Source organism: Streptomyces sp. NPDC111606, assembly GCF_055656945.1.
This window is the reverse complement of the sequence record NZ_JBVKBY010000001.1, coordinates 1,539,983-1,563,782: the sequence shown is the minus strand read 5'-3', so window position 1 is coordinate 1,563,782 and position 23,800 is coordinate 1,539,983. Positions and strand designations below refer to the sequence as shown.

Annotated in this window: 19 protein-coding genes; 7 read left to right on the top strand and 12 right to left on the bottom strand. The window is 64.9% G+C overall.

The window, feature by feature from the left end:
* Positions 1–151 precede the first annotated feature (151 nt).
* Entirely contained in the window at positions 152–718 is a 567-nt protein-coding gene (locus ACZ7M7_RS07100; RefSeq protein WP_472113576.1) for a DUF4365 domain-containing protein, read from the top strand.
* On the top strand, positions 715–1,908 hold the full coding sequence (locus tag ACZ7M7_RS07095; RefSeq protein ID WP_472113573.1) for a hypothetical protein: 1,194 nt from the start codon (positions 715–717) through the stop codon (positions 1,906–1,908). Before ACZ7M7_RS07100 ends, ACZ7M7_RS07095 begins: the two co-directional genes overlap by 4 nt.
* A 161-nt stretch (positions 1,909–2,069) precedes the next feature.
* Here ACZ7M7_RS07095 and ACZ7M7_RS07090 read toward each other — a convergent pair whose 3' ends face one another.
* The 7 genes from ACZ7M7_RS07090 to ACZ7M7_RS07060 all read right to left on the bottom strand — a co-directional run bounded on the left by ACZ7M7_RS07090 (position 2,070) and on the right by ACZ7M7_RS07060 (position 11,405).
* The gene (locus ACZ7M7_RS07090) at positions 2,070–4,046 is read right to left on the bottom strand and encodes a Druantia anti-phage system protein DruA (RefSeq protein WP_472113570.1); all 1,977 of its coding nucleotides are present in this window, start codon (positions 4,044–4,046) and stop codon (positions 2,070–2,072) included.
* Entirely contained in the window at positions 4,043–5,500 is a 1,458-nt protein-coding gene (locus ACZ7M7_RS07085) for an ATP-binding protein (protein WP_472113567.1), read from the bottom strand. The genes ACZ7M7_RS07090 and ACZ7M7_RS07085 overlap by 4 nt, the downstream gene beginning before the upstream one ends.
* Positions 5,501–5,589: 89 nt before the next feature.
* Complete coding sequence (locus ACZ7M7_RS07080) at positions 5,590–5,973, bottom strand: hypothetical protein (protein WP_472113564.1); 384 nt, start codon at positions 5,971–5,973, stop codon at positions 5,590–5,592.
* Positions 5,974–6,473: 500 nt separating this feature from the next.
* Positions 6,474–7,757, bottom strand: a complete 1,284-nt coding sequence (locus ACZ7M7_RS07075) for a hypothetical protein (protein ID WP_472113561.1) — start codon at positions 7,755–7,757, stop codon at positions 6,474–6,476.
* Complete coding sequence (locus ACZ7M7_RS07070) at positions 7,754–8,020, bottom strand: hypothetical protein (protein ID WP_472113559.1); 267 nt, start codon at positions 8,018–8,020, stop codon at positions 7,754–7,756. The genes ACZ7M7_RS07075 and ACZ7M7_RS07070 overlap by 4 nt, the downstream gene beginning before the upstream one ends.
* Positions 8,017–10,659 (bottom strand): SUMF1/EgtB/PvdO family nonheme iron enzyme, encoded by a 2,643-nt coding sequence (locus tag ACZ7M7_RS07065; protein ID WP_472113977.1) that lies wholly within the window; start codon positions 10,657–10,659, stop codon positions 8,017–8,019. Before ACZ7M7_RS07065 ends, ACZ7M7_RS07070 begins: the two co-directional genes overlap by 4 nt.
* A 5-nt stretch (positions 10,660–10,664) precedes the next feature.
* On the bottom strand, positions 10,665–11,405 hold the full coding sequence (locus ACZ7M7_RS07060) for a class I SAM-dependent methyltransferase (protein WP_472113556.1): 741 nt from the start codon (positions 11,403–11,405) through the stop codon (positions 10,665–10,667).
* 479 nt (positions 11,406–11,884) lie between these two features.
* Here ACZ7M7_RS07060 and ACZ7M7_RS07055 point away from each other — a divergent pair, with 479 nt between their 5' ends.
* The gene (locus ACZ7M7_RS07055) at positions 11,885–12,478 is read left to right on the top strand and encodes a hypothetical protein (protein ID WP_472113553.1); all 594 of its coding nucleotides are present in this window, start codon (positions 11,885–11,887) and stop codon (positions 12,476–12,478) included.
* A gap of 117 nt (positions 12,479–12,595) precedes the next feature.
* Here ACZ7M7_RS07055 and ACZ7M7_RS07050 read toward each other — a convergent pair whose 3' ends face one another.
* Entirely contained in the window at positions 12,596–12,970 is a 375-nt protein-coding gene (locus ACZ7M7_RS07050; protein ID WP_472113550.1) for a hypothetical protein, read from the bottom strand.
* Positions 12,971–14,314: 1,344 nt separating this feature from the next.
* Here ACZ7M7_RS07050 and mycP (ACZ7M7_RS07045) point away from each other — a divergent pair.
* The 4 genes from mycP (ACZ7M7_RS07045) (at position 14,315) to ACZ7M7_RS07030 (ending at position 19,004) form a co-directional block, all read left to right on the top strand.
* Positions 14,315–15,523: a type VII secretion-associated serine protease mycosin gene (gene mycP, locus ACZ7M7_RS07045; RefSeq protein WP_472113547.1), complete on the top strand. Its 1,209-nt coding sequence runs from the start codon at positions 14,315–14,317 to the stop codon at positions 15,521–15,523.
* 225 nt (positions 15,524–15,748) lie between these two features.
* The gene (locus tag ACZ7M7_RS07040) at positions 15,749–16,198 is read left to right on the top strand and encodes a hypothetical protein (RefSeq protein ID WP_472113544.1); all 450 of its coding nucleotides are present in this window, start codon (positions 15,749–15,751) and stop codon (positions 16,196–16,198) included.
* A 5-nt stretch (positions 16,199–16,203) separates the two neighbouring features.
* On the top strand, positions 16,204–18,387 hold the full coding sequence (locus ACZ7M7_RS07035) for a hypothetical protein (protein WP_472113541.1): 2,184 nt from the start codon (positions 16,204–16,206) through the stop codon (positions 18,385–18,387).
* Between the two features lie 17 nt (positions 18,388–18,404).
* Positions 18,405–19,004, top strand: a complete 600-nt coding sequence (locus ACZ7M7_RS07030; protein ID WP_472113539.1) for a hypothetical protein — start codon at positions 18,405–18,407, stop codon at positions 19,002–19,004.
* Positions 19,005–19,843: 839 nt separating this feature from the next.
* Here the strand turns inward: ACZ7M7_RS07030 and ACZ7M7_RS07025 are convergent.
* The 4 genes from ACZ7M7_RS07025 to eccB form a co-directional block, all read right to left on the bottom strand.
* Positions 19,844–20,140 carry a WXG100 family type VII secretion target gene (locus ACZ7M7_RS07025; protein ID WP_384186951.1) on the bottom strand — a complete coding sequence of 99 codons (297 nt, stop codon included), beginning with the start codon at positions 20,138–20,140 and terminating at the stop codon, positions 19,844–19,846.
* Positions 20,141–20,235: 95 nt separating this feature from the next.
* The gene (locus ACZ7M7_RS07020; RefSeq protein ID WP_472113536.1) at positions 20,236–20,601 is read right to left on the bottom strand and encodes a WXG100 family type VII secretion target; all 366 of its coding nucleotides are present in this window, start codon (positions 20,599–20,601) and stop codon (positions 20,236–20,238) included.
* Between the two features lie 345 nt (positions 20,602–20,946).
* Positions 20,947–22,179, bottom strand: coding sequence for a type VII secretion-associated serine protease mycosin (mycP, locus tag ACZ7M7_RS07015; RefSeq protein ID WP_472113533.1), 1,233 nt, complete (start codon positions 22,177–22,179; stop codon positions 20,947–20,949).
* Positions 22,180–22,195: 16 nt separating this feature from the next.
* Positions 22,196–23,740 carry a type VII secretion protein EccB gene (gene eccB / locus ACZ7M7_RS07010; RefSeq protein WP_472113530.1) on the bottom strand — a complete coding sequence of 515 codons (1,545 nt, stop codon included), beginning with the start codon at positions 23,738–23,740 and terminating at the stop codon, positions 22,196–22,198.
* Positions 23,741–23,800: the final 60 nt, after the last annotated feature.

The window sequence follows — 23,800 nt, the reverse complement described above, 5'->3', positions numbered from 1 at the left end:
CCAAAGCGGGTTCTATCAAAAAGATGACCTGCGGAAACCCGGCCGACAGCGGGATCGGCGGAGCCGTAGAGGCCTTTTACATGCCGCAGCGTGTCTTCTGGCTCTCACGAATTACTCTGGCTGCCGATGAAGGGACACCAGGAGAGGGAATATGCCCGAAGACGACATCGACAAGGAGATGGGTGAAGAAGATCTTGCAGAAGGTCAGGTGCCGATCTCGGCACTCCAGGAGCACTTCAGTGTTTCATTTACGCGAATGGTCGCATATGCGGCGGGTTGCTCGATAAAACCGCACGAAACTGATTACGAGGGCGTCGATATAACGATCGTCTCCTCGACGGAGTATCGCGGCTACTACGGTCCACAGTTCGAACTTCAACTGAAGTGCACTTACCAGGAGAGTCTGCTCAAAGATGACAGCATGACATGGAAAATGAAGGCTAAGCCGTTTCAGAAGCTGACTCGCAAGAATCGATATATTCCTGCCTACCTCGGTGTGCTCCTCATTCCACGCGAGCCAGAGCCATGGGTTCGCGCTAATGAGTACGGCCTGTTCACAGGTAGCCGAATGTTCTGGGAATCAGCAGAAAATCTGAGGCACGATGGCCCGATTGGGGATCATCACACCGTGCACTTGCCTCGGCAGAACCTATTCACAGGCGAGCAGCTCTTGGGCATCATGAAGTCAATCGGCGACGCAGAGGGAGGTCTGAGGTGACCCGGTCCGCACTTGATAGTTACCGCGAAGTTGCATCCGCACTAACTCCTTCCGCCGTCTCTCAATTCTTGGCTTCGCATGATTGGGAACTTGAACTGCAACAGCCGAAGGTCCGCGAGATCTGGCGATACGCTGCGAGTCCTTTGGCCACGACACCTCGTGTCATGATTCCGCTCGCCACTGATTTCGCTGATTTCACACCGCGCTTCGTGGATGCGCTGGAGTCACTCGGACACATCCATGACTGGGACGCTGGACAATTGTTGGAGCGCGTGATCGCGACACGCGCAGATCTATTTTTCGTGCGCCTCGACCAAGAGATGATTGATGGAACGATTCCGTTCCAACAGGCTGAAAAGACGCTGCAGGCGCTCCTCAAGATGATGAAGGCAGCTGCAACTACTGCGGCTGATCCCAATCACTCGCACAAAGGGCGTCGACCGGCTGCAGTTAATGATTTTCTCGATGAAGACGTGAGGCTCGGACACACGAAGCGAGGCAGCTTCGTGTTCACCATTGTGTCCCGCCTAGGGGACGTTGATACTAAACCGACGGACGGTCGTGAGCAACTCACTATGCCGTTCTCTCGCCAAGTCATGGAAACCTTGGCTCGAGGGCTTGAGACCACTAAGCGTCTGACGCAGGCATGGGATCAAGAGGCCTTCGCATTCCCCAGCCGTCTGGGGCTCAGCGCTGGGCTAGTGGAGTCGCTCGAGGAGATGTCGCAGCCGGAGTATCTTCGTTCCCTGGACTTGTCATTCGAGTGGGCAGCATCTGAACGTAAGCCTGATGTGGGCTTGGCAACCATTGTGTTGGACCGAGACTTGATCGCTGAGCTCCCAAGTGTTCGAGAGCAGCTCGTGAGAAGTGAAGAGCCCGTACGGCGTGAAACCCTGATTGGGCCTGTAAAGGCACTCGTACGAGATCAATCGACGCCTAGTGAGGAAGAGGCGGGCACTGCAATCGTCGTAGCGGAGGTTAACGGGAAGACTCTGCGCGTCCATGTTCCGCTAGTAGCAGAGGATCACGGTTGGGCGATAATGGCTTACGAACAGCGGCTTCCTTTTACTGTCACAGGAGACCTGTCTTACGAGCGTCGCGCTTGGCGCCTATCTGGTCACATCGAAGTTGATTCAAGCTTCCTACGTCACCGTTCAGGCTCCGGAACACCTGAATCGGACCAGCCTTAAAAGGTGGAGCGGTGTATTAAAAAGAGGCTGCCAAGAACACTTCCTACCCTGTTTCCGCATGTGACTGTGTCTTGGCTTTGGTTGAAATATCAGACGCGGCGCGCTGGGCAGTTTGGACCCCGGCTGTGTTAAAGGTGCCGGGGTCCAACGAGTGAAGTCAGTTATGTAATGATGGGCAGCATTTCCTCGCCAATGGGTGGCATCCCGTCTCCAACGGGTAGTGGTACCCGGGCGCCATGCTGGACTGGACGGACCAGCCGATGGGCGCGCATGGCTTCAAGGACATCTTCGCGTGCCGCCCTCGATCGACACCAGCGCTCGAGCCACCAGTTAGCGGTCCTGGCGTCTGCCTCGGGCAGGTCGGGGTCGAGTAGGTACTCCGGCTCCTCGTCGATACCGAGGGAGTAGTCCCGCAGATTCTCGACCAGTGGAACACCGTAGAGGATGCGTTCACGCCCGTGCCTGAGAAGTTCGTTGGCGGGCCATCCGAGTGCGGCGATTCCTAGCCTCACTTTGCGTAGACGGGGGCTCACTCCTTCACCGAACAAGTTGTTGACCCGAACGAGCGACCCTCGCAGCGTGGAAATTCGGACGAGAGCGTCGACGGTTTCGCTGGAGAAGTGAGAGGTTCCGAAGGAGCGCGACCGTCCAAGTTCATTGAATCCCATCCGGGCGCCGTTATTGCCCCCCATGACCTCAGCAGGCCAGAACAGCCGGTTGTATTGGCTTGATCCAGTGCCGTAGAGCGACGTGGTTCCGATGAACGAGAGGCGGGGCTCTCGGAGGATTGGACGGCCGGCCATCGCGGAAGCGATCTCGCTAGGACGTGCATACTTCTGGCGGTAAGCCGACAGTACTCGGGGTGAGACGGCCAGAGCCCCCACAAGTTTCCCGGCCGCGAGTGTGTTGTAGGGCGCCACAGCGCCGCAGACGGTGAGGTCGGCAATGACGGTGCCGACCCTCTCCCCTCGCGCGCGGCGTACCAGGCGACGCATCTGGGTTCGAGCCTTCGAATCCGAAAAGGCTTTGGCGAGCCCTTCTGCCGTGGGCGGGGAGAGATAGGCCCCGAGCAGAGCGACGATCTCCAAGGTCTCGGCGAGTGCCAAGGAGCGCTTGCTTCTAAACAGGTCTGTCGTAGCCCGGTTCACCCAGGCATCGCGGTCGATGCTGCGGACTTCGCGGATGGTGCTGGCCTGGTGGTGACGTTGACGATGCCGTTCAGCATCAGCCCGTAGTCGGGATACGACGTCTGGCGTCGGTGATGTCAGGTCAGTCGGTTGAAGGATTTCATCCCGCAGAAGATCATCGACATAGATTTCTTCCTGCTGAGTATTGATCCGCTGAACCAGCCAAGAAGCGATGCCCGCGGTGGGCTCCATTCGCACCTGCTCAAGGAACTGATCGGTATCCCAGCCCATCCAGTGGTCACGCTCGGCAATCTGGACCACTGGGCTGGAGATCGCGGCCAGTCCGATCACGGCATGGAACTCGGTGGCTGCATCCCGGATCAAGATCGGCATCGAGCGACCGGGCACGGTCGCGTACGCGTTAGACCAAGTGTGGCGGAAGTAACGCCAGATATCGTGAAGTTTGAAGCCGGTCAGTTCGCACCTTGAGGAGTCGACGACCTGAACGTAGGGGTTGATGACGTCTGTGGACGCGCCGGCGCGCTCCAGCGCATCCGCCAGCTCGCGGCCATCGCGCATTAGATTGAAGATGGAGACCAACTGGTCGCCGTGCTGGTGCGTGTGCTCCATGCTCTCGACGAAGCGTCGGACGCTGGTCTGCCTGAGCTGCTCATCGCGACGCAGATGCTCTTGACGTCGGACCCTAGCTTTCTCCTCCGCACGGTCACCACTCGTCGACGGAGGAGTGAAGACGTGCCCCGACTTCTGGGTCAGGATCGTCCAGCCTTGATCCCTCAGGTCGATGGCTGTGTGAGCAGCTGCCGCGAGAAGAGGCTGCTCGTACAGCTTCTTGAGCTTGGCTGCTTTGATCCACTGATCGTGACCATTGACGTCCGCAGAGCCGTCAGGACCCTCAGCGAGCAGGGCGCAGAGACGATTGAACCCTTGCCGTTCCTGGCGAGAGGCATCGGCGGGGAGGCTGAGGACAACAGGCTGGGCCTCTTCTTTCATGACTTCTGGAGCATCCGTCCGTAGGTTTTGCTCCATAGTCGCAGGAGATCGTCGCAGTTTTGGCCGTCGCGGAGCAGGAGAGTCGTGGTACGGGCGAAGGACAGGACGAATAGTTCGAGTGCAGTACGCAGATCTCTTCCTGCCTCGTCACTCAGCGTCTGGAGGGGGCGGTACAGTGCGGCGAAGGCCGGATGGTCAACGTTGAGCGTGACGTCGAGCGTGCGCCGCTTCAGAGCCGAGGTGAACATCGTCTCAATCGGAAGCTGCTTGGACTCGATCCGGTAACTGAGGGCCCCTGAGCCCTTTCCACTTGACCGTATGACGGGCAGGTCAACGTCCGCGGCCTCCGCTATCCGGCAGGATGCCTCCGTTGCGGCCCGGAACTTGACCTCCTCGAAGGCTTGGCGCACGCGTGAGCCAAGTAGCCGGGCGATCGACTCCAGCCCTGGCTCGAGGGCCTCCTGGAGTTCCTGCGATGGTCGAATGCCCTGCTTGTTCACAGTGATGCCGAAGTGCTCATCCAGGACGGGGTCGAAGTCGATCTCGCAGCGCCACCAGTCATCATAGTTCTCCTTGCGCTTCGCTCCCATGAGATGCCAACCACTCGCGATCTCCCGGCCAGCACGGAGGATGGAGACGCCGGCCCCACCAACGATGCCTGTACGCCGCTTAGTCACGTTGTCCAGATGATGCCAATGGTGAACCGGCAGCATCGCGAAGCGCACCGTGACGAAAGCGGTCTCACCCGACGAAGCGGCAAGTTCATAGCGGAGCGGCTCGAAGGCCAGTTGCGCACTGTGCCCCTCGACTTGCGTTGTGAGGAACATGGGATCGATCGGATCGACCCGCTTCCCATTGATGGTCAGGCTGAGTCTGCCATCGCCCAGGAAGCGGCGATACAGGCGTCCGAGGTCTCGACGCAAGGCCCGCTCAAGCCAGGCGAGGCGCCGGTACTCGATACGGTCGCAGTTCCGCCACACCACTCGGCACCCCGAGCCCACCGTGCTGCCAGTTTGACGGCGAACGCGAAGATCAACTGGAAATCCGGCGGCAATGGTATCAACGTCCAATGTGACCTGGTTTGCACTCCGCCCGTTCTGCCAAGAGGTCACCTCGATGTATCGAGCTTGGCTGAGTGACGCAGCAGGCAGCCCCATGCCGAAGCGGCCGAACGATTGCCGCCCATCGAAGCGGGACGTGCCACCGAAGCGGAGGCATGCCTCGATTTCGGGTCGGGTCATGCCTTCGCCGTTGTCCTCAACGCGAATCTCCGGATCATCGCCGGCCTTGGCCCGCGTGATCGTGATCCCAACTTGGGTCGCTGCCGCCTGGAGTGAGTTGTCGACGAGTTCGGCGAGTGCAGTCGAGAGGCTGACGTAGCCCGACTCGCGGACTGCTCGGATGAAGTTGGAGGCGACCAGAAGGTCGTCCTTACGATGCGTCTGTTGGCCCATCGCCCTTCCCATGGCTTGCTCAGATGCCTGCGTCGAGAGTAGCTGCATCGAGGCGGCCAGGGAAGTAGATCACCTCGGCCCGACGGGGGTCACGCGGACCTGGCTACGATCGCGACCGTGATCCGTTTGGTCCGGGCCGGTTCGCTCAGGTCCAGCCCTGATCCGTCGGCCATCAGTAGACGCACGGTGGGCCGATTGCCCCCCGCGACAGTTGTGTACGCCTCCGCGTTCTCGAGCGGGACGACTCGGCCGGTGCGCTGCAGATCGAACGAAATGACATGACTGACGGTGTCGATGCTGATCGTGCGGTCGAGGACGCCCACTCCTGTCACTGCTTCCCCTACCAGCGCTTCTGGCGGGGGCGAGAAGGTCTTGAGCGAGTTGATGCCGAGCACCTGGAGCGCAGCAATCTTCTGTCCCGTGAGGCGCTCTAGCAGGGTCGTGATCTCTGAGGGCGACTGAATGGTGGCCATGTGAGCATGATGGCCGATGAAGCAGTCGAGCAGGTCCGAGTCTGCCGCCTACGACCCCAACGACCCTGTGGCGGGGCGTCTCTCGCGAGAGAAACTTCTACTTTCACGGCGTTTCGATGGCTCGGTTCCTGCGGCGAACCGAGATCGCGTCCGTCCTCGCGGGGTGTTGTAAACCAACGTTTCGGGGTGCCCAGGGCGTCTGAGGGACGTGTGGGGCGAAAGCCCACCGCACATCCCGCGAATCGGGACAGAACCCAATCTTTCAAGAGGCTCTGTCCATCAGACGGCCGAGGGCACTCAGGAACCCTCGGGCGCGCATGCCGCTGTCGCTGATCGCTGCAGAGGGGCCTCCAGCCAGGTGTCTCCGCACTTCTTCCGTAGCCCGAGAGCTCCCTTGGGGCGCACGGTGACGTCTGCCGTGGCTTCTGAAGCCGAAAGTAGTCCGATCCGGGACCGCACGACGTTGAGGTGCTATTGATCCGGCCGCCGGTCGCAGTGTCCTACGCCTTTCTGCCCCCGCCCCGCAGGGATGACAGGACCAGGCGTCCGTACCGTGTGGTGAGGGCTGCGGCGGTGGCGGCGACCGACAGGGCGAGCGCGATGAGCAGGTGTGCCGTGGAGTTGTCATCGAGGACTTGCAGGATGCTGAGGGCGGTGCCGAGTGGCAGGCCGAGGATGGTGAGGACGCCCAGGGCGCCGCTGATCTGCTGGCTCTCCTGGGTCTGTACGAGCCTGCTGTAGTCGGCTGCTTCGGCCAGGATCTCGTCGAAACGTGCGGGCAGCCGGTGCTGGTTCTGGAAGGCGAGGAGCAGATCGTTGGCCGCGCCGTGCGCGGTGAGGTGCTGGCGCCAGTAGGTGCTGCGGAAGACGGCGATGTTCCGCTCCAGCGTGGCGACGCGTCGCGCCAGCCGTGAGGAGTTGAACACTTCGGAGAGTTCGTCGGTGAGTTCGTCGATGTGATCGCGTTGGAGCGAGCCGAGGAGCAGGGCGTCGAGATAGACGGTTCGCGAGTGCAGCGCGCCGAATTCGAAGAAGTCGCCGGCACCGGTGTCGGGCCGGTGGCCGAGGAAGGCAGCCCCTTGCCGCAGCACTAGGGCGCTCCAGTCCGCCGAGATCCTGACGGCGTCCTTGAGCTGTTCGGAGGCGGTCTCCGGGGGCAGGGGGAAGTCCTCCGGTGTGGAACGCGAGGCCAACTGCCACAGCCAGTGGTCTGCCGTGGCGGGCAGTGCCGCTTCGCCGCCGGTGCGCAGAGCGGGGGTGTGCCGCTCGGTGGGGGTGATGAAGGCGATGGTGTAGGGCCGGGCTATGGCGAACGGCTGGTCGGGGTCGCGGACGTCGGCGATGCCGGCGAGGAGCCCGGCCGGGTCGAAGAGCCCGGTGAGGGGTTCGTCGGCGGGGCTCGGTCGCCGCCCGGCCAGGGCCCGCAGGATGGGCAGCAGGGGTCTTTCCACGCTCAAGTGCAGGACAACGAGGGCGTGTTCGGGATTGCGGGCGGTAGCCGCGCGGAGAAGTTCCATGCCCAGCAGGTGCAGCCCGTCGTTCTTGACGTCCAGCGGCAGGTGCCAGCGACGCGGCCGTCCGGGCGCCCCGTACAGTGCGCGGGCGGAGGCGGGGGCGAAGTAGGTCGAGCGGGTCTGGGCGTCGGTGCGGCGGCTGCCCAGCTCGAACGGGAACGGGCCTTCAGGCCAGTCCGGGACGCGCAGCAGCCGCACGGGCAGGACGACCGTCAGCTCCTGGCGCGCCCCCGTGACGTCCTGGAGCAGGGGACCCCCGTAGGTGGTCATCGGTAGTACTCGGCTGGGTCGGGCTGGTCGAGGCGGATGACGAACTCGGCCCGGTCGGGGCTTTCGGCGCTGACATGGAAGCGGACGTGTTCGCCCGTGCGGATGGTGCGGAAGCCCTCAGTCACGATCTGGCGGTAGTCGAAGCTGTAGTAGCGCTCGTCCTCGTCGTCCTGGACGACGTAGGTGCCGAGCGTACCGTTCAGTCCGCCGCCGCTCGGACGCCGGTCGACAATGGTTCCGTGGCGCGGTCCGCCGCCGCTCATCCCGTCGTCTCCTCTGCCCTGGACGTGTCGATGTCCTGCACGCACCGGAAGCCGACCGCGTTGCTCCCGCCGCGCTTGCGGTAGATGCCCTTGCTGCTGGTCTGCACCGCACGCATCGGGTTGTCGTAGCTGCCGCCGCAGATGACAGCCTCGCCGGGATCGTCCAGGCTGGTGGAGGTCCATTCCCAGCAGTTGCCCACCATGTCGAGGACACCGAACGGGGAGCGGTTGCCCGGCCGGTCGTCGACGGGTGTCGCCCCGGCCCGCCGGACGGCGTCGCCCGCGAAGTCCCGGTACCACGCCTGATAGGTCACGACAGGCTGGCCGACCCATGTGTCGGCGCAGTTGACGAGGGTGCCATCGGGTGTGTCGCCCCAAGGGAAGAGGCGCCCGTCGGTGCCACGGGCGGCGGCCTCCCACTCCAGGGAAGTCGGCAGGCGCTTGCCTTCGAACGCGGCGAAGGCGTAGGCGCTCCACCAGCTGACGCAGATGGCAGGGTGGGCGTCGTAGCGCGGGTTCTCGTAGTAGTCGGGCCGCCGCAGCCGGTCGGTCCAGGGGCGGTGTGTGACGTCGGAGGGCTGGTCGATGTGGTCCCACTGAGAGGTGCCGTCCGCATCGAGGGCGTCGAGGAAGCGGCGGTAGCGGGCCACGGTCACGGCGTGGCGGTCAAAGCGTACGGGGCGCTCGACGCGGCGGATCAGCAGCCGTTCGGCCGGACCGACCAGGTACGCCCCGGCGGGCAGCACGCAGTCGTCCGTCTCCGCGCTGGCGGGCATGCCGGCGAGGAAGGTGCGCACCTGCTCGGTGAGGAAGCCGCCGCCAGGAAGATTGGCAGCCAGGTCCCGGTTTGCCGGCTCGGCCAGGAACCTGGCAGCGAGTAGTTCCTGGTATGCCGTGTGCACGAAGGCGACGTGATCAGGCCCGGCGGCACGCAGCAGCGGAGCCAGGACACAGGCGTCAAGATCGAGGCGCCCGTCCTTGAAGGCGCCGGCCCCCAGCTGCCGGTGGACGTCGGCGAGGGAGAACACAGTGCGGTCGGTGACGAAGGCGTGTCCGAACGCGGCGGACAGCCGTGGCTCTAGGTCGGGCTGCCCACGCTCGGCCAGCGTCCGCGTGATGTGAGCGCCGAGGATGTCTGCGAGGGGCGTTCCCTTGGGAAGGTCCAGCGCTGTGGTGAGGCGCTTCTCAAGAGGGGTTGCCGCGGGTTCGGCCAGGCGTACGACGTGGAAGTGCGGTACCCGGGAGGGGTCGACGCCATTGGCGTACATCTGCTCGACCAACTGCTCGGAGCGGCCCGCGCCGCTGTCCAGCAGCTGACGCACCTGGGGCGAGTCCGCGAGGAAGGACACCCGGGAGCTGATGACCACCGCCGATTCGGCGGACAGCACGGCCGCGAGATCGGTGAAGAGTCGCAGGAAACCGGCCGCGCTGGGTTCATCGACGCCCTCGTCGACGGCATCGAGCACGCATAGCGCGGTCCCGGAACGGATGAGGTAGAGGAAGAGTTCGTAGGCGCGCGAGCGGTCCGACGTCATGGCCGGCGCGAGGAGGCGGGCCGCGTACTCGGAGAAGGGTTCGTCCTTCGGTTTGAGCCCGAGGTCGAAGTAGAAGCGGAAGCGGCGTATCTCCGGGTTGGCGGCCAGCGAGCGCAGGAGCGTGCTCTTGCCGCTCCCCGGACGACCGGTGACCAGGACGTTCGCACTGCCTCGTGACAGGCGCGTCAGGAGTTGCGCCGCGTCGCTGAACTGCTCCATCGTCGACTCGCCGGTGCGCGGGTCGGTGGTCAGCGCTGCCGCGGCGACAGCGGCCCGCGGTTCCTCCTGGGTGGTGGAGGTGAGGTCGGCGAGGTGGGTGTCGAGATTGACGATGGTGTCGACGAAGCCGTCGTAGCGCACGATCCGGAAGTCCAGGCCCAGCATCTGGTGGAGGGCGCCGGGTGCCGTACCGCCGTCGTCGTCCAGGACGACGAACCGGGTGAGCTTGGGCAGCCGGGTGCGCAACAGCTCCCCATCGCTGGTGGCGAGGACGGTGCTCAGGTCGTCGGCGTCGCGGGAGAGCATCAGCTCCACGTACTCCAGCCGCATCCCCGATTCGCGGCAGAACAGCTGGTAGACGGTGTCCGGGCTGAGGACGAACCGCTTGGCCTGCCGGTAGCCGAGGGTGACGTACAGCCCGGCGAGGAACTCGCAGCGGCGCGCCACCTCGGGCGCCATGTCCGGTTCACCGCCGAGAAGGGCCGCGCTCCCGGTGTCGGTGAACCAGACCAGTACGTCCACGAGCCGGCGGACCGCCAGCAGCCCGTCCTCGTCGCTGATGTCGTACCCGTCGTGCGTGGACCGGTTGCGTAGCCGTCGAATGTCGTCGAGCGCATCCAGAACCGTGCTGCTGCGGATGTACGGTCGGCATCGCTTGACCAGGTCGTTCAGGGCCTTCGTCGAAGGATCGCCCTCGACGCCGTGGTGGCGCCACAGCTCCTTGAGCAGCTTCTCGGTCAGTTTCCCGACCAGGGCAACAGCGTTCTCGGGATAGCCGTCGTTGAGGGACCGTAACGGCCGTTCCAGATCAAGCCCCAGGCGATCGGCGATCCGGGAGTGGTCGTCGAGTTCACTCCGCAGGCGCCGCAGCCGTTCATCGACCATGGTGCTCACTCGGACTCCTCACCTCGCCGGCCGAGGACGAACGCGAACCGGTCCGGAAACACCAGCACAGGCTCCGGATGAGCGAGGCGCATCTCCTCGATGCCCTTCTCGATCTCGCTGTCGCTGAACGTGGAGAGCAGGGACATGTAGCGGGCGCGCACCATGGCGAGGTACTTGTCCCGGTCGATGCGCAGCTCATGCTCGACATGGCTGATACCGGCCTCCAGCCCGGCAACCCGCAGGTGCCCCTCGATAACGGCCGGGTCCGGCTGCAACTCCTCGAAGCGCGCGAGGGCCGCCTCGAACAGCGGGTACCGGATGGTGGCCGGAAGCATCACCACCAGCAGTCGGCCACCGGGCGCCAGCCGCTCGGCCAGGCCGCGCAGCGTGCGCGCTGGATCGGCCACGTGATGCACCGACTCTTTCAGCCACATCGCATCGAACTGCTCGTACGGCAGTCGCGTACGTCCTTCTGCGATGTCCTCGGCAGAAGCAACGACTGGCGTCAGATCGGACGGAGGCGGCGTCCCGAGCTGGCTGAGCATCGCTGCGGAAGGATCCACGCACAGAATGGGATGGCGAGGCTGGAGCTGCTGGCCCACTTCCCTGGCGAACAGACCCGTACCGGAGCCGATGTCGGCGATACGGTCCATGGGGCCGAGCGACAGTGCCTCAATGATCCGGCTGGACATCCAGGGAACGTAGTCCGGACCGTAGACCCAGTGCTCGTCGTACTCGGCCGCCAACCCCTCGTAGTGCCCACGCACATCGCGCCCTTCCACGATCCCCCTCGCGTGCCGCCGGTTGTGCCGTACAGGGCAGAGGACAGGTTATCGCCAGTACTTGATCTACAACAGGCTGTAACTGGCCGGTGATTGCGGAGGGCAGCAGGTATTCGCATCACGGAACCTGCGGCAGAGTCGGACGGTGATGCCCTCGTCGGTGAGGCAGACCGTGCCTCTTGTGCTGCTGGTCGGCTCTCCGAGCCGCAGTGCGGTGGGCGCCATCTACCTCTGCAAGCCCAACGGTCCATAGGCGTGCTTTTCGGCCACCGGGGCATCTGCGATGGGGATCGGCTGTCACGCATTCGTGACGTTCGGTTGCGACCAACTGCACCCAACTTGCCCGCTTGTGCGCTTACTTGCAGAGGCAAAGGCAGTAGGCGATTTGTCGGTGCCCGCAGCTAAAGTGAAACCTGACGCTTTGGCTTACGGGGAGGATTGCTGTGGCGGAGGACGGGGCGATCGACGCACCTGTGGCGGACCCAGCCGCATATGCGGAGGGTCTCTTGGGGGGACCAGTAGCACGGGCGGCCGCAGACGTGTTCGGCGTCGGGTCAGGCCTCCAGGCTACGGTCTCGGCTGTTGGTGAAGTCATCACCGAGCTTCAGTCGTTCGCGAAGTTCCGGGATCGTATCGATGCGCTGGTGCGTGAGCTGCGCGAGGGCCCGGCGGGTCCGAAGCAGGTGGGTCAGGATGCGATGGCGCGAGTCAAGTTCGGCGGTGGATCCGGTGGTTGGGCCGAGGCGGGCAATGTCTTCGCCTCGTACGAGACGGTGATCTCGGAGCTGGAGAAGCTCTCGAAGCTTCTCACCGAGTCCATCGAGGGCTTGAGTATCGCGGTCCTGGCCTCGCACAAGGGCTACGAGAACGTGGACGCGGACGTCAGCCAACGCATGCTGGCGATCAGCAAGGACACGACCGAACACTACGGCGGAAGCTACGAGCCGCAGGTTCCGGGTGACCCGGGCGGGAAGACCACGAAGCCCGGCGCAGGCACCTCGGGAAGTGGCGACACGTCCGGCGCGTCGGGCTTCTGATGACGGCCGTCACGCATCACGGGGACAACGGGGAGACGAGATGAGCGACCAGGGCAAGGGCGGCAGCAGGACATCGTTCGAGGGCATGAGTCACGAGGCCATGCTCGACTGGCTGGATCAGGCCGACGCCTCCGCGGTCGTCGCCGCCGCGGCCAAGCTCAAGAAGGTCGCCGCAGAGATCCAGAAGGCCGGCGATGAGCTGAAGACGCGCCCGCAGTGGGTGAGTTGGAAGGGCGAGGGCGCCGACGAGTTCCGCAGTTGGAGCGGGGACCTGGCGAACGCGACGTTGAGGCTGGCGGAGTACAGCGCGGGCGCGGCGAAGTGGCTCGACCAGGCCGCCGGCACGATCGCGAACGTCCAGGCGTCCATTCCCCGGGACACGAAGTACGGCCAGTCCGTCCTGAGCACGGCGCAGGCGAACCTCGAAGCAGCGAAAGCCGCGCCCAAGGACCCCGACTCGGCCTCCGTCACCCGTGACTCCACCCGGGACATCCAGGCGATCCTGGGCCAGCGGGAAGCGGACCGGCAAGAGGCCGCTCAGCACATGAGGAAGCTTGGGGAGTCGTACACGCTGTCTGCGCAGCAGATGGACTCGTTGGAGAAGCCGAAGTTTCCGCCGCCGCCCAAGGCTGTGATGCCGCGGACGTCTGTCGACACACGTGAGGGCATTGAACGATCGGGGGGTGCCAGTGGCGCAGGCGCACCCGGCACCGCCGGATCGGTTACGGCTGGTGGACATACCTATGGCTCGGCAAGCCACGGCAATGGAGCCGGTGCATCGGTTGGCACTGCCGAGATCTCGGCCAGTGCTCCCGGAGCCGCTGCCGAAGGAACTGCGCGTCCTCAGCAACCCGCAGGGATGGAGATCGACAGCGTTGCCACCCTGCCTGAGGCCCCAACTGCCCCGTCGGGACCGGTGAGTGGCCCGCCGACGACAGGGGGACGGCCGGAGGGGACTGCGCCGATGCCTCCCGGAGTGGCACCCCCGGTGGCTGGAGGCGTCCAAAGGCCGACCGGCCCTTCGGCGGGGACAGGCCGCCCTTCCCCCGGACTCCGGCCCCCGGCAGCCCCTGGGCAGACTCCGACGGGCGCCGGACCTACCACCCAGCGCCCCACCGCCAGGGGAGGCATCACGGGCGGAAGGCCAGTGGCCCCGTCTCCTGGACGGGCCACTGGCGGCATCCCTCGGGGCACTGTGATCGGTGGTGAGGGTGTCACCGGCCGTGGGCCGGCGGGCCAGCCCGTTGGCACCGGAAGGCCTGGCGCCGTGCAAGGCGGAACGGGGAGTGGCCGGCGCATCGCAGGACAGCCCGAGGGCATTGTTGGTGGCCGCCCGCAGGGGCCGGGAGGCGTGAACGCCCGCCCCATCAGCGCCGGCGGCTCCACCACGGCCCGTGGTACGGCTCATTCCGCGCCAGGCGGTGGCACGGGTGGTCGTCGCTTCGCCCCGGAAACCGGAGGCATCGTCGGCGGCCGTCCCCAGCAGGCTGGGACGGGGAGCGCACGCCCCTTCACCCCGGGCGGTTCTGGAGCGGTACACGGTTCGGGCAGTAGCGGGCGATCTGCGGGCCCTGCAAGTCAGGGCGGCACGCGCGGCGGACAGTCGGCCTCAGGCACGGTGCGACGGGCAGGCGAGCCGCAGCACGGTGCCGGACCGGTTGGGCGTGGCGGACCAGCGGTGCCGCCGGGCTCTCGCCCGGGTGAGTCTCGTCATGAGGATCGCCGAGGCGAGCGTCCCGACTACCTCACTGAAGACGAAGAGACCTGGCAGCAGGGCGTACGTCGCGCGACACCGCCCGTCGTGGACTGAACTCGTTAGGACCGCAAGGAATGCCGATGCCCACCAGCAACATGCAGCGTCTCGCTCGCAGGACCCTGCTGCCGGGAGTACTGGCAGCCCTGCTGGTGGGTATCGCCACCACGCCGTCCCATGCGGAGTCCATCCGGTCCCAGCAGTGGCACCTGACCGCCATGAAGGCGGAAGAGATGTGGAAGGTCACCAAGGGCGAGGGAGTCACCGTCGCAGTCATCGACAGCGGGGTCGACGACAAGAACCCCGACCTCCTCGGCCAGGTGCTGGAGGGGAAGGACTTCGCGCCCGATTCCCCAGGCGATCAGCACACTGACCGCAGTGGCCACGGCACGGGCATGGCTGGATTGATCGCCGGAACCGGCGAGAGCGGAGGAGGGGACGGTGCCTTCGGCCTCGCCCCGAGGGCGAAGATCCTGCCCATTCGCGTGTCCATGAACGCAGCGGTATTTCCCAAAGCGATCAGGTACGCCGTCGATGCAGGGGCCAAGGTCATCAACATTTCCATGGCGGGAGGAGGAAGCGCTGAATGGGATGAGGAGAGTGAGGCTGTGAAGTACGCCGTGAGCAAGGGAGCTTTGATCTTCGCGGGCGTCGGCAACGACGGGGACTCGTCTCTCGCTTACCCCGCCGCCACTCCAGGCGTCGTCGGAATAGGAGCGATCGGCCAAGATCTCCGCAAGACCGCCGAGTCACAGTACGGCCCCCAGGTAGACCTGGCGGCACCGGGCGACGACATGGTGGCCGCATGCACCACCGAAACGGGCCTGTGCAAGTCCCACGGCACGAGCGATGCCACCGCCATCGCCTCCGCCAGTGCGGCCCTCATCTGGTCGAAGCATCCTGACTGGACCAACAACCAGGTCCTCCGGGTCATGCTCAACACCGCAGCCGGCCCCACAAGCGGCGCCAAGCGGAACGACTACGTCGGCTACGGAGTGGTCCGTCCTCGGATCGCCCTGAAGACCCCCGGGGATCCTGGCCCAGCCGACGAATACCCGCTCCCCGACCTGGCCGCTGCGGAGCCCAAGTCGCCATCTCCGAAGGCGTCTGAGTCCGCTGGGACCAAGACCGAGGAAGACAAACAGTCCGCCGCCGTCCCTGCACGCGACGATGACAACGACACGGCTCTCTGGATCACGCTGGGCGTAGGTGCTGCCGCTCTGCTGGGCGCTGCCATCGCGATCCCTGTAGTGCGCGCCCGGCGCCGCAACACGGCATTCCTCGGGCAGTAGTGCAGAGCCGGTCCATGCTGATGGCTAAGCCCACCAACCCACGCGACCAGCAGAGTTCAAGTTGACATACGGTCTCACTGAGTACAGGTACTCAGACACGCTGGCGGCAGATGCGGATGAGGCACGTGATGCCGTGGCACTACCGTGCTTCTCGACTACCGCAGCACTTCGGTCGCACGCTCACCACGGTTCGACGGCATACAACAACACGGGGAGGGACCACGCATGGCGTGGGAGGAGTGGGAGCAGCTCAAGGCCGCGGCGGCCGAACGGCATTCCACACGAATGCAGCTCAACCAACTGCCGGTAGAACCGGGAGGCGGCGGCGGGACGCAAGGTGACCTTGTGGTGGGTCATGCCGATCTTGAGGCTGTGGGCAAGGCCGCCCATGCCCTGTTCGAGGACTTCACGACCTACAGCGGGCACGCACGCGTGGCCTCCACGGCTGCTGCGGGCGGGCTCAAGGGCGAGGGCTTCGCTCTGGGGGCAGCCCTCGCCCATGTGACGGAACGCTGGAGCGAGCAGTCGAAGACCCTGCTGGACGCCTGCGCCCACATCTCCAACCACCTGCGCTACACCAAGAACCTGCACGCGGCCGGCGACGCGTATATCGCCGGGACCATCAGCAGCATCGCCACGCTCGACAAGGGCTTCGACGAGCGGAAAGGTCACTGACGCCGATGGACCTCGACGCACTGCGCTACGGCAACTTCTCCAAGCTCGGTGAGGCAATCACCGACTGGGAACAGATGACGAAGAAGCTCGCAGACCTGCAGAAGGACGCCGAGAACAACCTCAAGGCCAAGGCCGACAAGGCCAAGTGGGCGGGGGTCAACGCCACCGTCAGCCGCGAGTTCATCACCAAGTCTGCCGCCGAGTTCGCCGACGCGCACACCCAGGCCAACTCCATCACCAAGATCCTCAGCGACACCCGCGGCGAACTCATCGGCTACCGAACCCAGTTGAACGATGCAATCTCGCGGGCCACGCAGCAGAACATGAGGGTGATCGACACAGGCGATGGCACATTCGCCGTCATGGGGAACACCCGGCCCGACTGGGCGTCCGACCCGAGTGGAAATACGGGCGCGACGGACCAGAAGGCGGTGGAGGCCCTCCGTGATGAGATCCAGGGCATCCTGACCAAGGCGACGCAGAGCGACAACAGCGCCGCGAAGGCCCTGGTTCTTCTCGTCGACCAGGCCAAGCACGGCTTCGCCGACGCCGCCTACGCGGACCGGGACGAGGCGGCCAAGGCGATCGCAGCCGCCGAGAAACTGGCGAAGATGGCCAAGGACCCGACCAAGATGACCCTCGACAACATCGCCGACTTCAATCGCACTATGGAGAAGTACAGCGGTGACGCCCTGTTCTCAGAACAGTTCGTGAGGCAGTTGGGTCCGAAGAATACGCTGCAATTCTGGACTGAGTTGACCCACATGCACGCCGGTGTTCGAGGCACGGAACTGGAGACAATGAAGAGCCTCCAGAAGAACCTGAGCCTCACTCTGGCAACTGCTTCTTTCTCGGACTCGGACGCCATGATGGAGTGGAAGAAGAAGCTCCTCGCCGAGGGCAATACGAGCTTCCACGCCAGCAATTCACCTAGCCCGATCGGAGCCCTTGGCTCGCAGGTAATCAGTAGCCTGATGCGCAAGGGTCAGTACGACACCGAATTTCTTGATGACTACCGGGAGAAGCTCTTCAAAGCCGACAAGGGAGCAGGTGAATCAAACACCGATGCCCTGTGGGTGAAGGGGTACGACGGTGTGGATCTCGTTTTCGGCGACGGCAACGGACGAGATCCGTTGGAAGGGCTCTTCGAGGGTCTGTCTCACAATCCCGAGGCTGCAGTCCACGCCTTCGAGTCCAAGTCAGACCTCGACCACATGCTGGGCAGTACAAGGTATACGGATCGTGGCACTCCGTTGGGTCATGCCCTCGAAGCCGCAGTTACTGGAGTAGCGGTGGGTGATATGACTTCCGTTGCTCTGCCACATAGCGAGAAGCAAGTGGAAGTCATGGCGAACATCACAAACGCAGTCGCACAGCCCGACGGAGGAGCAGAGCTCGTGACGAAAGGCATGGGTGAGAGCTTCGGGCGCATGGCAGCTGCGTACATGCCTGAGATCAGCATCGAGATGGCTGGCAAGGGTGCAGAGTCAATCTTCATTACCGATAGTGCAGCTCCTGATGGCTTGAACAAGGGCGACGTCACACGGTTCCTGTACGAAGTAGCCAGGGATAACAATGGAAGAGCGGCGATTATCTACGGCGAGAATATCTACACCAGTAGTCTTCTTGAGGCTCACATCGCCAACCCTTCACTTTATGACGGTGAAACTTCCGACGTCATCCGCGCCGTCTCTGAAAACGCTGGAATTATCGAGGGGGTCGTCGGTCATTCGGTAGCAGACGCCGACATTGACGCGTCCACGAAGGCCGAGAAAGACTACAATGACGCGCTTGAGAAGCAAGGTGACTTCTTCAAGACCGTGCTTTCCACTGGTGTTGGTGTCGGATCCGTGGCACTGGTTCCCGCCACGCCTGCTGGTGCCCTCGCCGGAGCTGCGGCCGGTGGATTCTTCGGGGGAGTTTCAGGGATGGCGGTTGATCGACTGATGGAGGGGAAGGAGATCGAAGGCGCACTGGATGATGCGCTCTATCGGACCGGCCAAGATCTGAACAAGGCTCAGGAATCTGCACTCCAGCAGACCCAATGGTCTGCAGTTGACGCAATGGGTGCACATAAATCAGGTCTCAAGGAAGGTGCAACGCAGAACCTAATTCGCGAGGCACTCAATTCTGGATGGTCGCGCAGTGACCAAATCCTGGAAGATATCCACGCGAGGCCGAGCGCGTAATCGGAATGGATGCCTTGGTGAAAACGAAAACCCCGTTTGGGAAGCGCATGCTGATCGCCGTAGCTGCGCTGGCGATCATGGTCGGAGGATTCTTCGGTTATCTGGAGATCTTCACCAAAGGTCTCGACCGGCTGCCAGAACGGCCCTGTGCGGGTGCCGTGGCTCGCAGCACGGTGAAGACTCTCCTTCCAGATGCGAGATCGGCCGAAGATCGGGGCGAGAACACTGGGGTAGGTAAGGACTTCACCTTCTTCTGCCGAGTGCTGACGAGCGACGATCACATCGTTTCAGGCGAGTCAGATGTGCAGGACGCAACTTCCAAGACCTGGCTGTTGGGCTATGAGCAGGAGGTGGGGGAAAGCCAGGGGAAGCTCCGGCAGGGATCCAGTGGCGACACGAAGACCCTCACACTTGATCGGCTAGCTTCCGTCTACGTCGAATGTACGCCTCCCGGCGTTAGTCCCGACGACGCGCTGCAGCAGTATGCGCTGATCACGGAGGCTCGGGTCATCGGTGACAGCCGAGTACACGGGAGCGAACTACGGGAAGCGTTGACCGAGTTCGCGGTTCAGCTGGCGGACAACGCGTACAAGGTCGGAAAGTGCCGCAAGGGGTGATCTTTCGGGGCGTCTGAGCCCCCGCCCGTGTGTTCTGGCGTGTGCAAACGATCGTGATGCGGAGTGGTCAGGTGGCTGCTGGCCCTTCCCGGGAGGGGAGTCAGATGAGGGACGATGAGATACGCGCGCAATTCGACGGCCGTGACCGCGTCGAGCTGTTGCCCGGCCATGCCACAGCCTCGATACAGCGTCGGATCGAGGAGATCGCCCACGCGCTCGGCTACCGGCTGCTCGCCACCGACAGCGTGGGCCGCCTCGGCATCCGGCTCGTCTACGAACGCGACGACGCCCCGCATGCCCGCCGCCGAGCCGAGCAGACCATCGAAAGGCTGCGCGTGGGCGGACCGGTACTGTCGGCCATCGAGCCTCCGCCGCCCCCACCGCCATCCCCAGCCCCACCTCTCACGCCCCGGCAGCCACCACCCCGCCCCCGGCGGTCACTGGAACCCCAGCCGCCACCACCACTGCCCTCGCCCGGACCCCGGATCCCGCCTCGGCCGCCGTACCCACCTCCACCTCCGCCACCGCCTGCCGTCACCCCAGACTCTTCGCCGGAATGACATGGGAGCGCTGGTCTCAGCGGGCGCGTTCAGGAAATCGGTCAGGCCCGGTCGGTGAGGCTCACGGCCACCCCTGCCGCTCTTGACGCGCGGCCTTCCGGATGCTTAGTGGGCGCTACTGATTCGTGCAGCTAGCGCTATGGGATCGGTGTCCTGTCGCCGATCGCCCGGTGATGGTCAAGTGTTCTGCAGAAGCAAGGGAATCTGGAAGGCTGCCGCGCAGGTCAAGGTAGGGTGGGCACCTCCCGTGCGTGCCCACCCCCGGTTCCGTTGACCTTGTTAGTAGTTGGCGGCGGCCTTACGGTCGGCCGCGCTGTAGGCCGCGCTCGCCTCGCGGATCGCGTTCGCGATGGAGTTCAGGGCCTGGTGGATCTCCCGGGCCTTGATGTCCCACTCGCGGTGGAGGCCGTCGGCCGCGGTCTTGGCCTCGCCTTCGAAGTAGGCCGAGAGGTCCTTCATCCGCTTCTGGAGGGCTTCCAGGTCCGTGTCGAGCTTCTTGGCCTGGGAGGTGATGTCCCCTGCGGCTCGTTCAAGTTCCGCGTAGGTGACGAGCATTGTGCCGTTGTCTACTGCCATTTCTTCTCCAACTGCCTTCCATGCCTGCTGTGCTGAAGGTTTGAACTGAAGATTTGCTGCGGCCCCGGGTGGGCCGCCGCCCGATCGCGCACGAGTTACATGCCGGAGAAGGCCGAGGTTTTGCCGGCCGGGGCGCTGCCGCTGGCCGAGCCGGAGCTGCCGGTGTCGATGCCTGCGAGGGCCTGGTAGATCTCTTCGTCGGTGCTGCCGGCGATGCGGCGGTTGTCGTTGACCGCGTTCTGGAACCGGACGAGCAGGTTGCCGATGTTGGCCATGCGCTCGTTGATCTCGGTCTGCTTGCGGTCGAAGGACACGGCGCCCTGGCCCTGCCACTTGCCTTCCACACTGTCGATCACGGCGTGCAACTGCTGCAGCTGCTGCTTCACCGAGCCGAAGCGTTCGTTGAGTTCCTGCTCGAACTGCCGCAGTACGTCATCTGTGACCTTCTGGGTTCCTGCCATCTGTTCTTCCTTCCCGATTTCCGGTTCAGTGGTGGGCCCGGCGGCTTGGAGAGGCTGCATGGCGAACGCGCGTAGTGCGTCCGGTGCGATCCGCCGCGGTGAGCTGTGATGAGGCGTTCGCGTTCCTTGTCAGGCCGAGGGGCCGGGCCCGCTCATGAAGCGTTGTAGCCCCGTGGCTGCCCCTCACCGCTGCGAACATCGTCGGCGCGCGCCATGACGCTCACCCTCCCCGTTCTCCCCGTTAGCTACGACCGCGGGTCATTGCGATCGCGGTCACGCGAACGTCACCGATTGCATGCGTGTCACTCTAGCCACTACCAGTGACAGGACCAACGGCCTTCTCGGCTAACCCGAGGGCGTCCTCCTCCGGCCGTCGCGCATCGCCACCGCCCCGCCTGCGATGACGGCCACAAGCACCAGGCTGCCCACCACCACGTAGGTGCCGAGGCGGGCCGCCCGTTCCTGCGGGGTTTCCCCGAGCGGGAGTTGGGCCACGGAGGGGGCCTCGGCCTGCCCGTCGCCTTCGTTGCTCGGCACCGGGTGGTCGATCGGTTTGTCGTCCTCGGTGAGGGCGCGTACGGGGTCGACGACGCCCCAGCCGACCAGGCGGTCGTGGCCGGGGATGGAGCGTTCCGCGGTCTGCATGATCTGAGCGGTGATCTCTTGCAACGTCCAGTCTGGGTTCTTGGCTTTGATGAGGGCGGCGACTCCGGCGACGTAGGGGGCGGAGAAGCTGGTGCCGTTGTCAGCGCAGTGCCCGCCGCCGGGGACGGTGGAGACCATGTCGACGCCGGGGGCGGCGACGTCGACGAAGTCGCCGGACTGAGAAAAGGCGGCACGTTCGTTGTTGCGGTCGGAGGCGGCCACGGCCAGGACGCCGTCGTATGAGGCCGGGTAGGTCTTCTTCACGTTGCCGTCGAGGCCGTCGTTGCCCGCCGAGGCCACTATGACGATCTCCTTGGCCAGGGCGTTGTCCACCGCGCGTTTCAGTTCGGAGGTGGCTGTGATCGGGTTGACCGTGTCCTGGGAGATGTTGATGACGTCGGCCTCGGCCTCATTGGCGGCGTAGTTGATGGCCCTGGCCAGGCTGTCGGTGTCTCCGTGGCCCTCTGCGTCGTTCTGCTGGATCGGGATGATCGTCGCCTCGGGGGCGAGGCCGACGAACCCGGTGCCCTTCGCCGGCCGGGCGGCGATGATTCCGGCGACCTTCGTGCCGTGGCCCACCACGTCGGTGGTGCCGTCCTCGCTGCCGCGCTCGATCTTGTTGCCCTGGTCGTCCTTGAGGTTCGGCGGCAGGAAATTACGGCCCTTCTTGACGTCCACCGCTGGGGTGAGCTGGCGGTTCTTGACGTCCACGCCCGTGTCAATGACCGCGACGCGCACGCCTTCCCCCATCGACTGCTTCCACAGCTCGTCCAGCAGGACTCGCTGCAGGGCCCAGGGGCGGCCCTCGTACGACTTGCCCCCGAAGGTGCACTGATCGGCCGCCGCGGCTGTCGGAGCGAGAGGCACCGTGACGAACGCGAGGGTGGCAGCAGCCGTACCGGCGATGAACCGCAACTGGTGACGTGTGCGCACTATGCAGCCCGCCCCCTCACGACCCCTGCGGCTGCCGTGCCGCCCCCGTCGACAGACGCGGTCCCGTAGGCAGGAACGCCGACCAGGCGGCCGGGATCGGGGCCGGTGTGACGTCTTTGTAGCCGAGGCGGTTCTGTGCCCGCTGGGCCTCCTGCAGTGCCGCCTCACGCTGCTCCCGTCGCTCTGTGGCCGAGCCGGAGGAGCCGATGCCGGCGTCGTCCGTCTCGCTGTCGCCGTTGGACTGCATCGCGTAGCGCAGGCCGGTGTCGGTGACCAGGAAGAAGAAGCCAGAGCGGGTTGAGGAGCCCGTGAACTGGCGGAAGAACTGACCGGATCCGGGGGTGACGTACGCGCTGCTCGAACCCGTGGGAAGGGGGGCCGGGAAGTTGTTGCCCGCCCAGGTGCTGAGGGTCGTGGCGCCGTTGTCCTCGTCCACGTCGCGCAGGACGTTGCACACGGTGTTGCGGCTGCCCTCGTCGGTGCTCGCCGAGTTGACCGGCTCGGGCTCCTGCTGGGGCCAGGTCTTCTCGGCGCCGAAGGGTGCCCCAGGTGTGAAACTGCCGGCGCTGACGGGCATCGCTCGACCCGCCTGTCCCAGGTCGGTCAGGGATTTGCTGCTGAGCAGGAGCTTCGCTGTGAAGTCGGAGACCGGGGCGACCCGCCCCTGCAGGACGACGTACTTCTGGATCCTGGTGCCGGATGGTGCCTGGAGAACCATGCCCACCTTGTTGGCCGCCGCCGGCAGCTGGCCCTGGATGCCAGCGTCGGCGCCGGGCTGGCCTGGGATCTCCGGGAAGATGATGGGGTCGCCCTTGTGCAAGGTTGCCAGCCAGCCGGCCGACACCCGCTGGGGCTCCCCGTCCTCGCCGACGACCGTGCGCAGCAACAACTCCTCGTTCTGGACGGGGTACGCCGTTCCGCTGGCGTCGATGACGTAGCGGGTGCGGTCCGGGCCCGGGCCTTCGACGTACATCAGCTCGCCGCCGCGCAGCCGCTCCGTGCCCTCGGTCAGGTCCATGTCCCGCTGGGCGAGGATGAACGCGGCCTTCTGGATGGCCCGGCCGCCCTCACCGGGACGCTCGCAGACGAGCCAGCGCTTCTTCGAGCCGGCTTCGTCGGCGTCGGGTAGACGGTCGGGGGCGTAGGGGATGCCGAGGGTGGGGCCGTGCGGGATCTTGCCGTTGTCCAGGACCGATTCGTCGACGTTGATGATCTTGCCCTTGTCGGGCTGCAGGAGGAGCTTGGCCGAGGACATGTTCAGCACCGGGTGCAGCTGCGTCTTGTCGTCGGTCGTCAGGATGACGTACCGGGTGGTCGACTTGCTGGAGATGATGATGTTCTCCCCGGCCATGTCCCAGCCCTGCGGTGCGGCGGGCTTGAACATGCCCCAGGCCCCGAAGCTGGCCAGGATGACCGCGGTGACGATCGCACCCGGTACGACCGCACGCAGTGGCCGTGGCCAGCCCTCCTCCGTGCCGTTGGGGTTGGGCTGGAGGAACTGCCCGACCAGGCGCCGTCGCGCGAAGGTGTAGGCGTTGAGCTCGTCCCGCCGTGATGCCATCGTTCTGCTGCCTCTTTCCCCCGCTGGTTGATCTGGTTGTTCTGGGTCTCGTACGAGGAA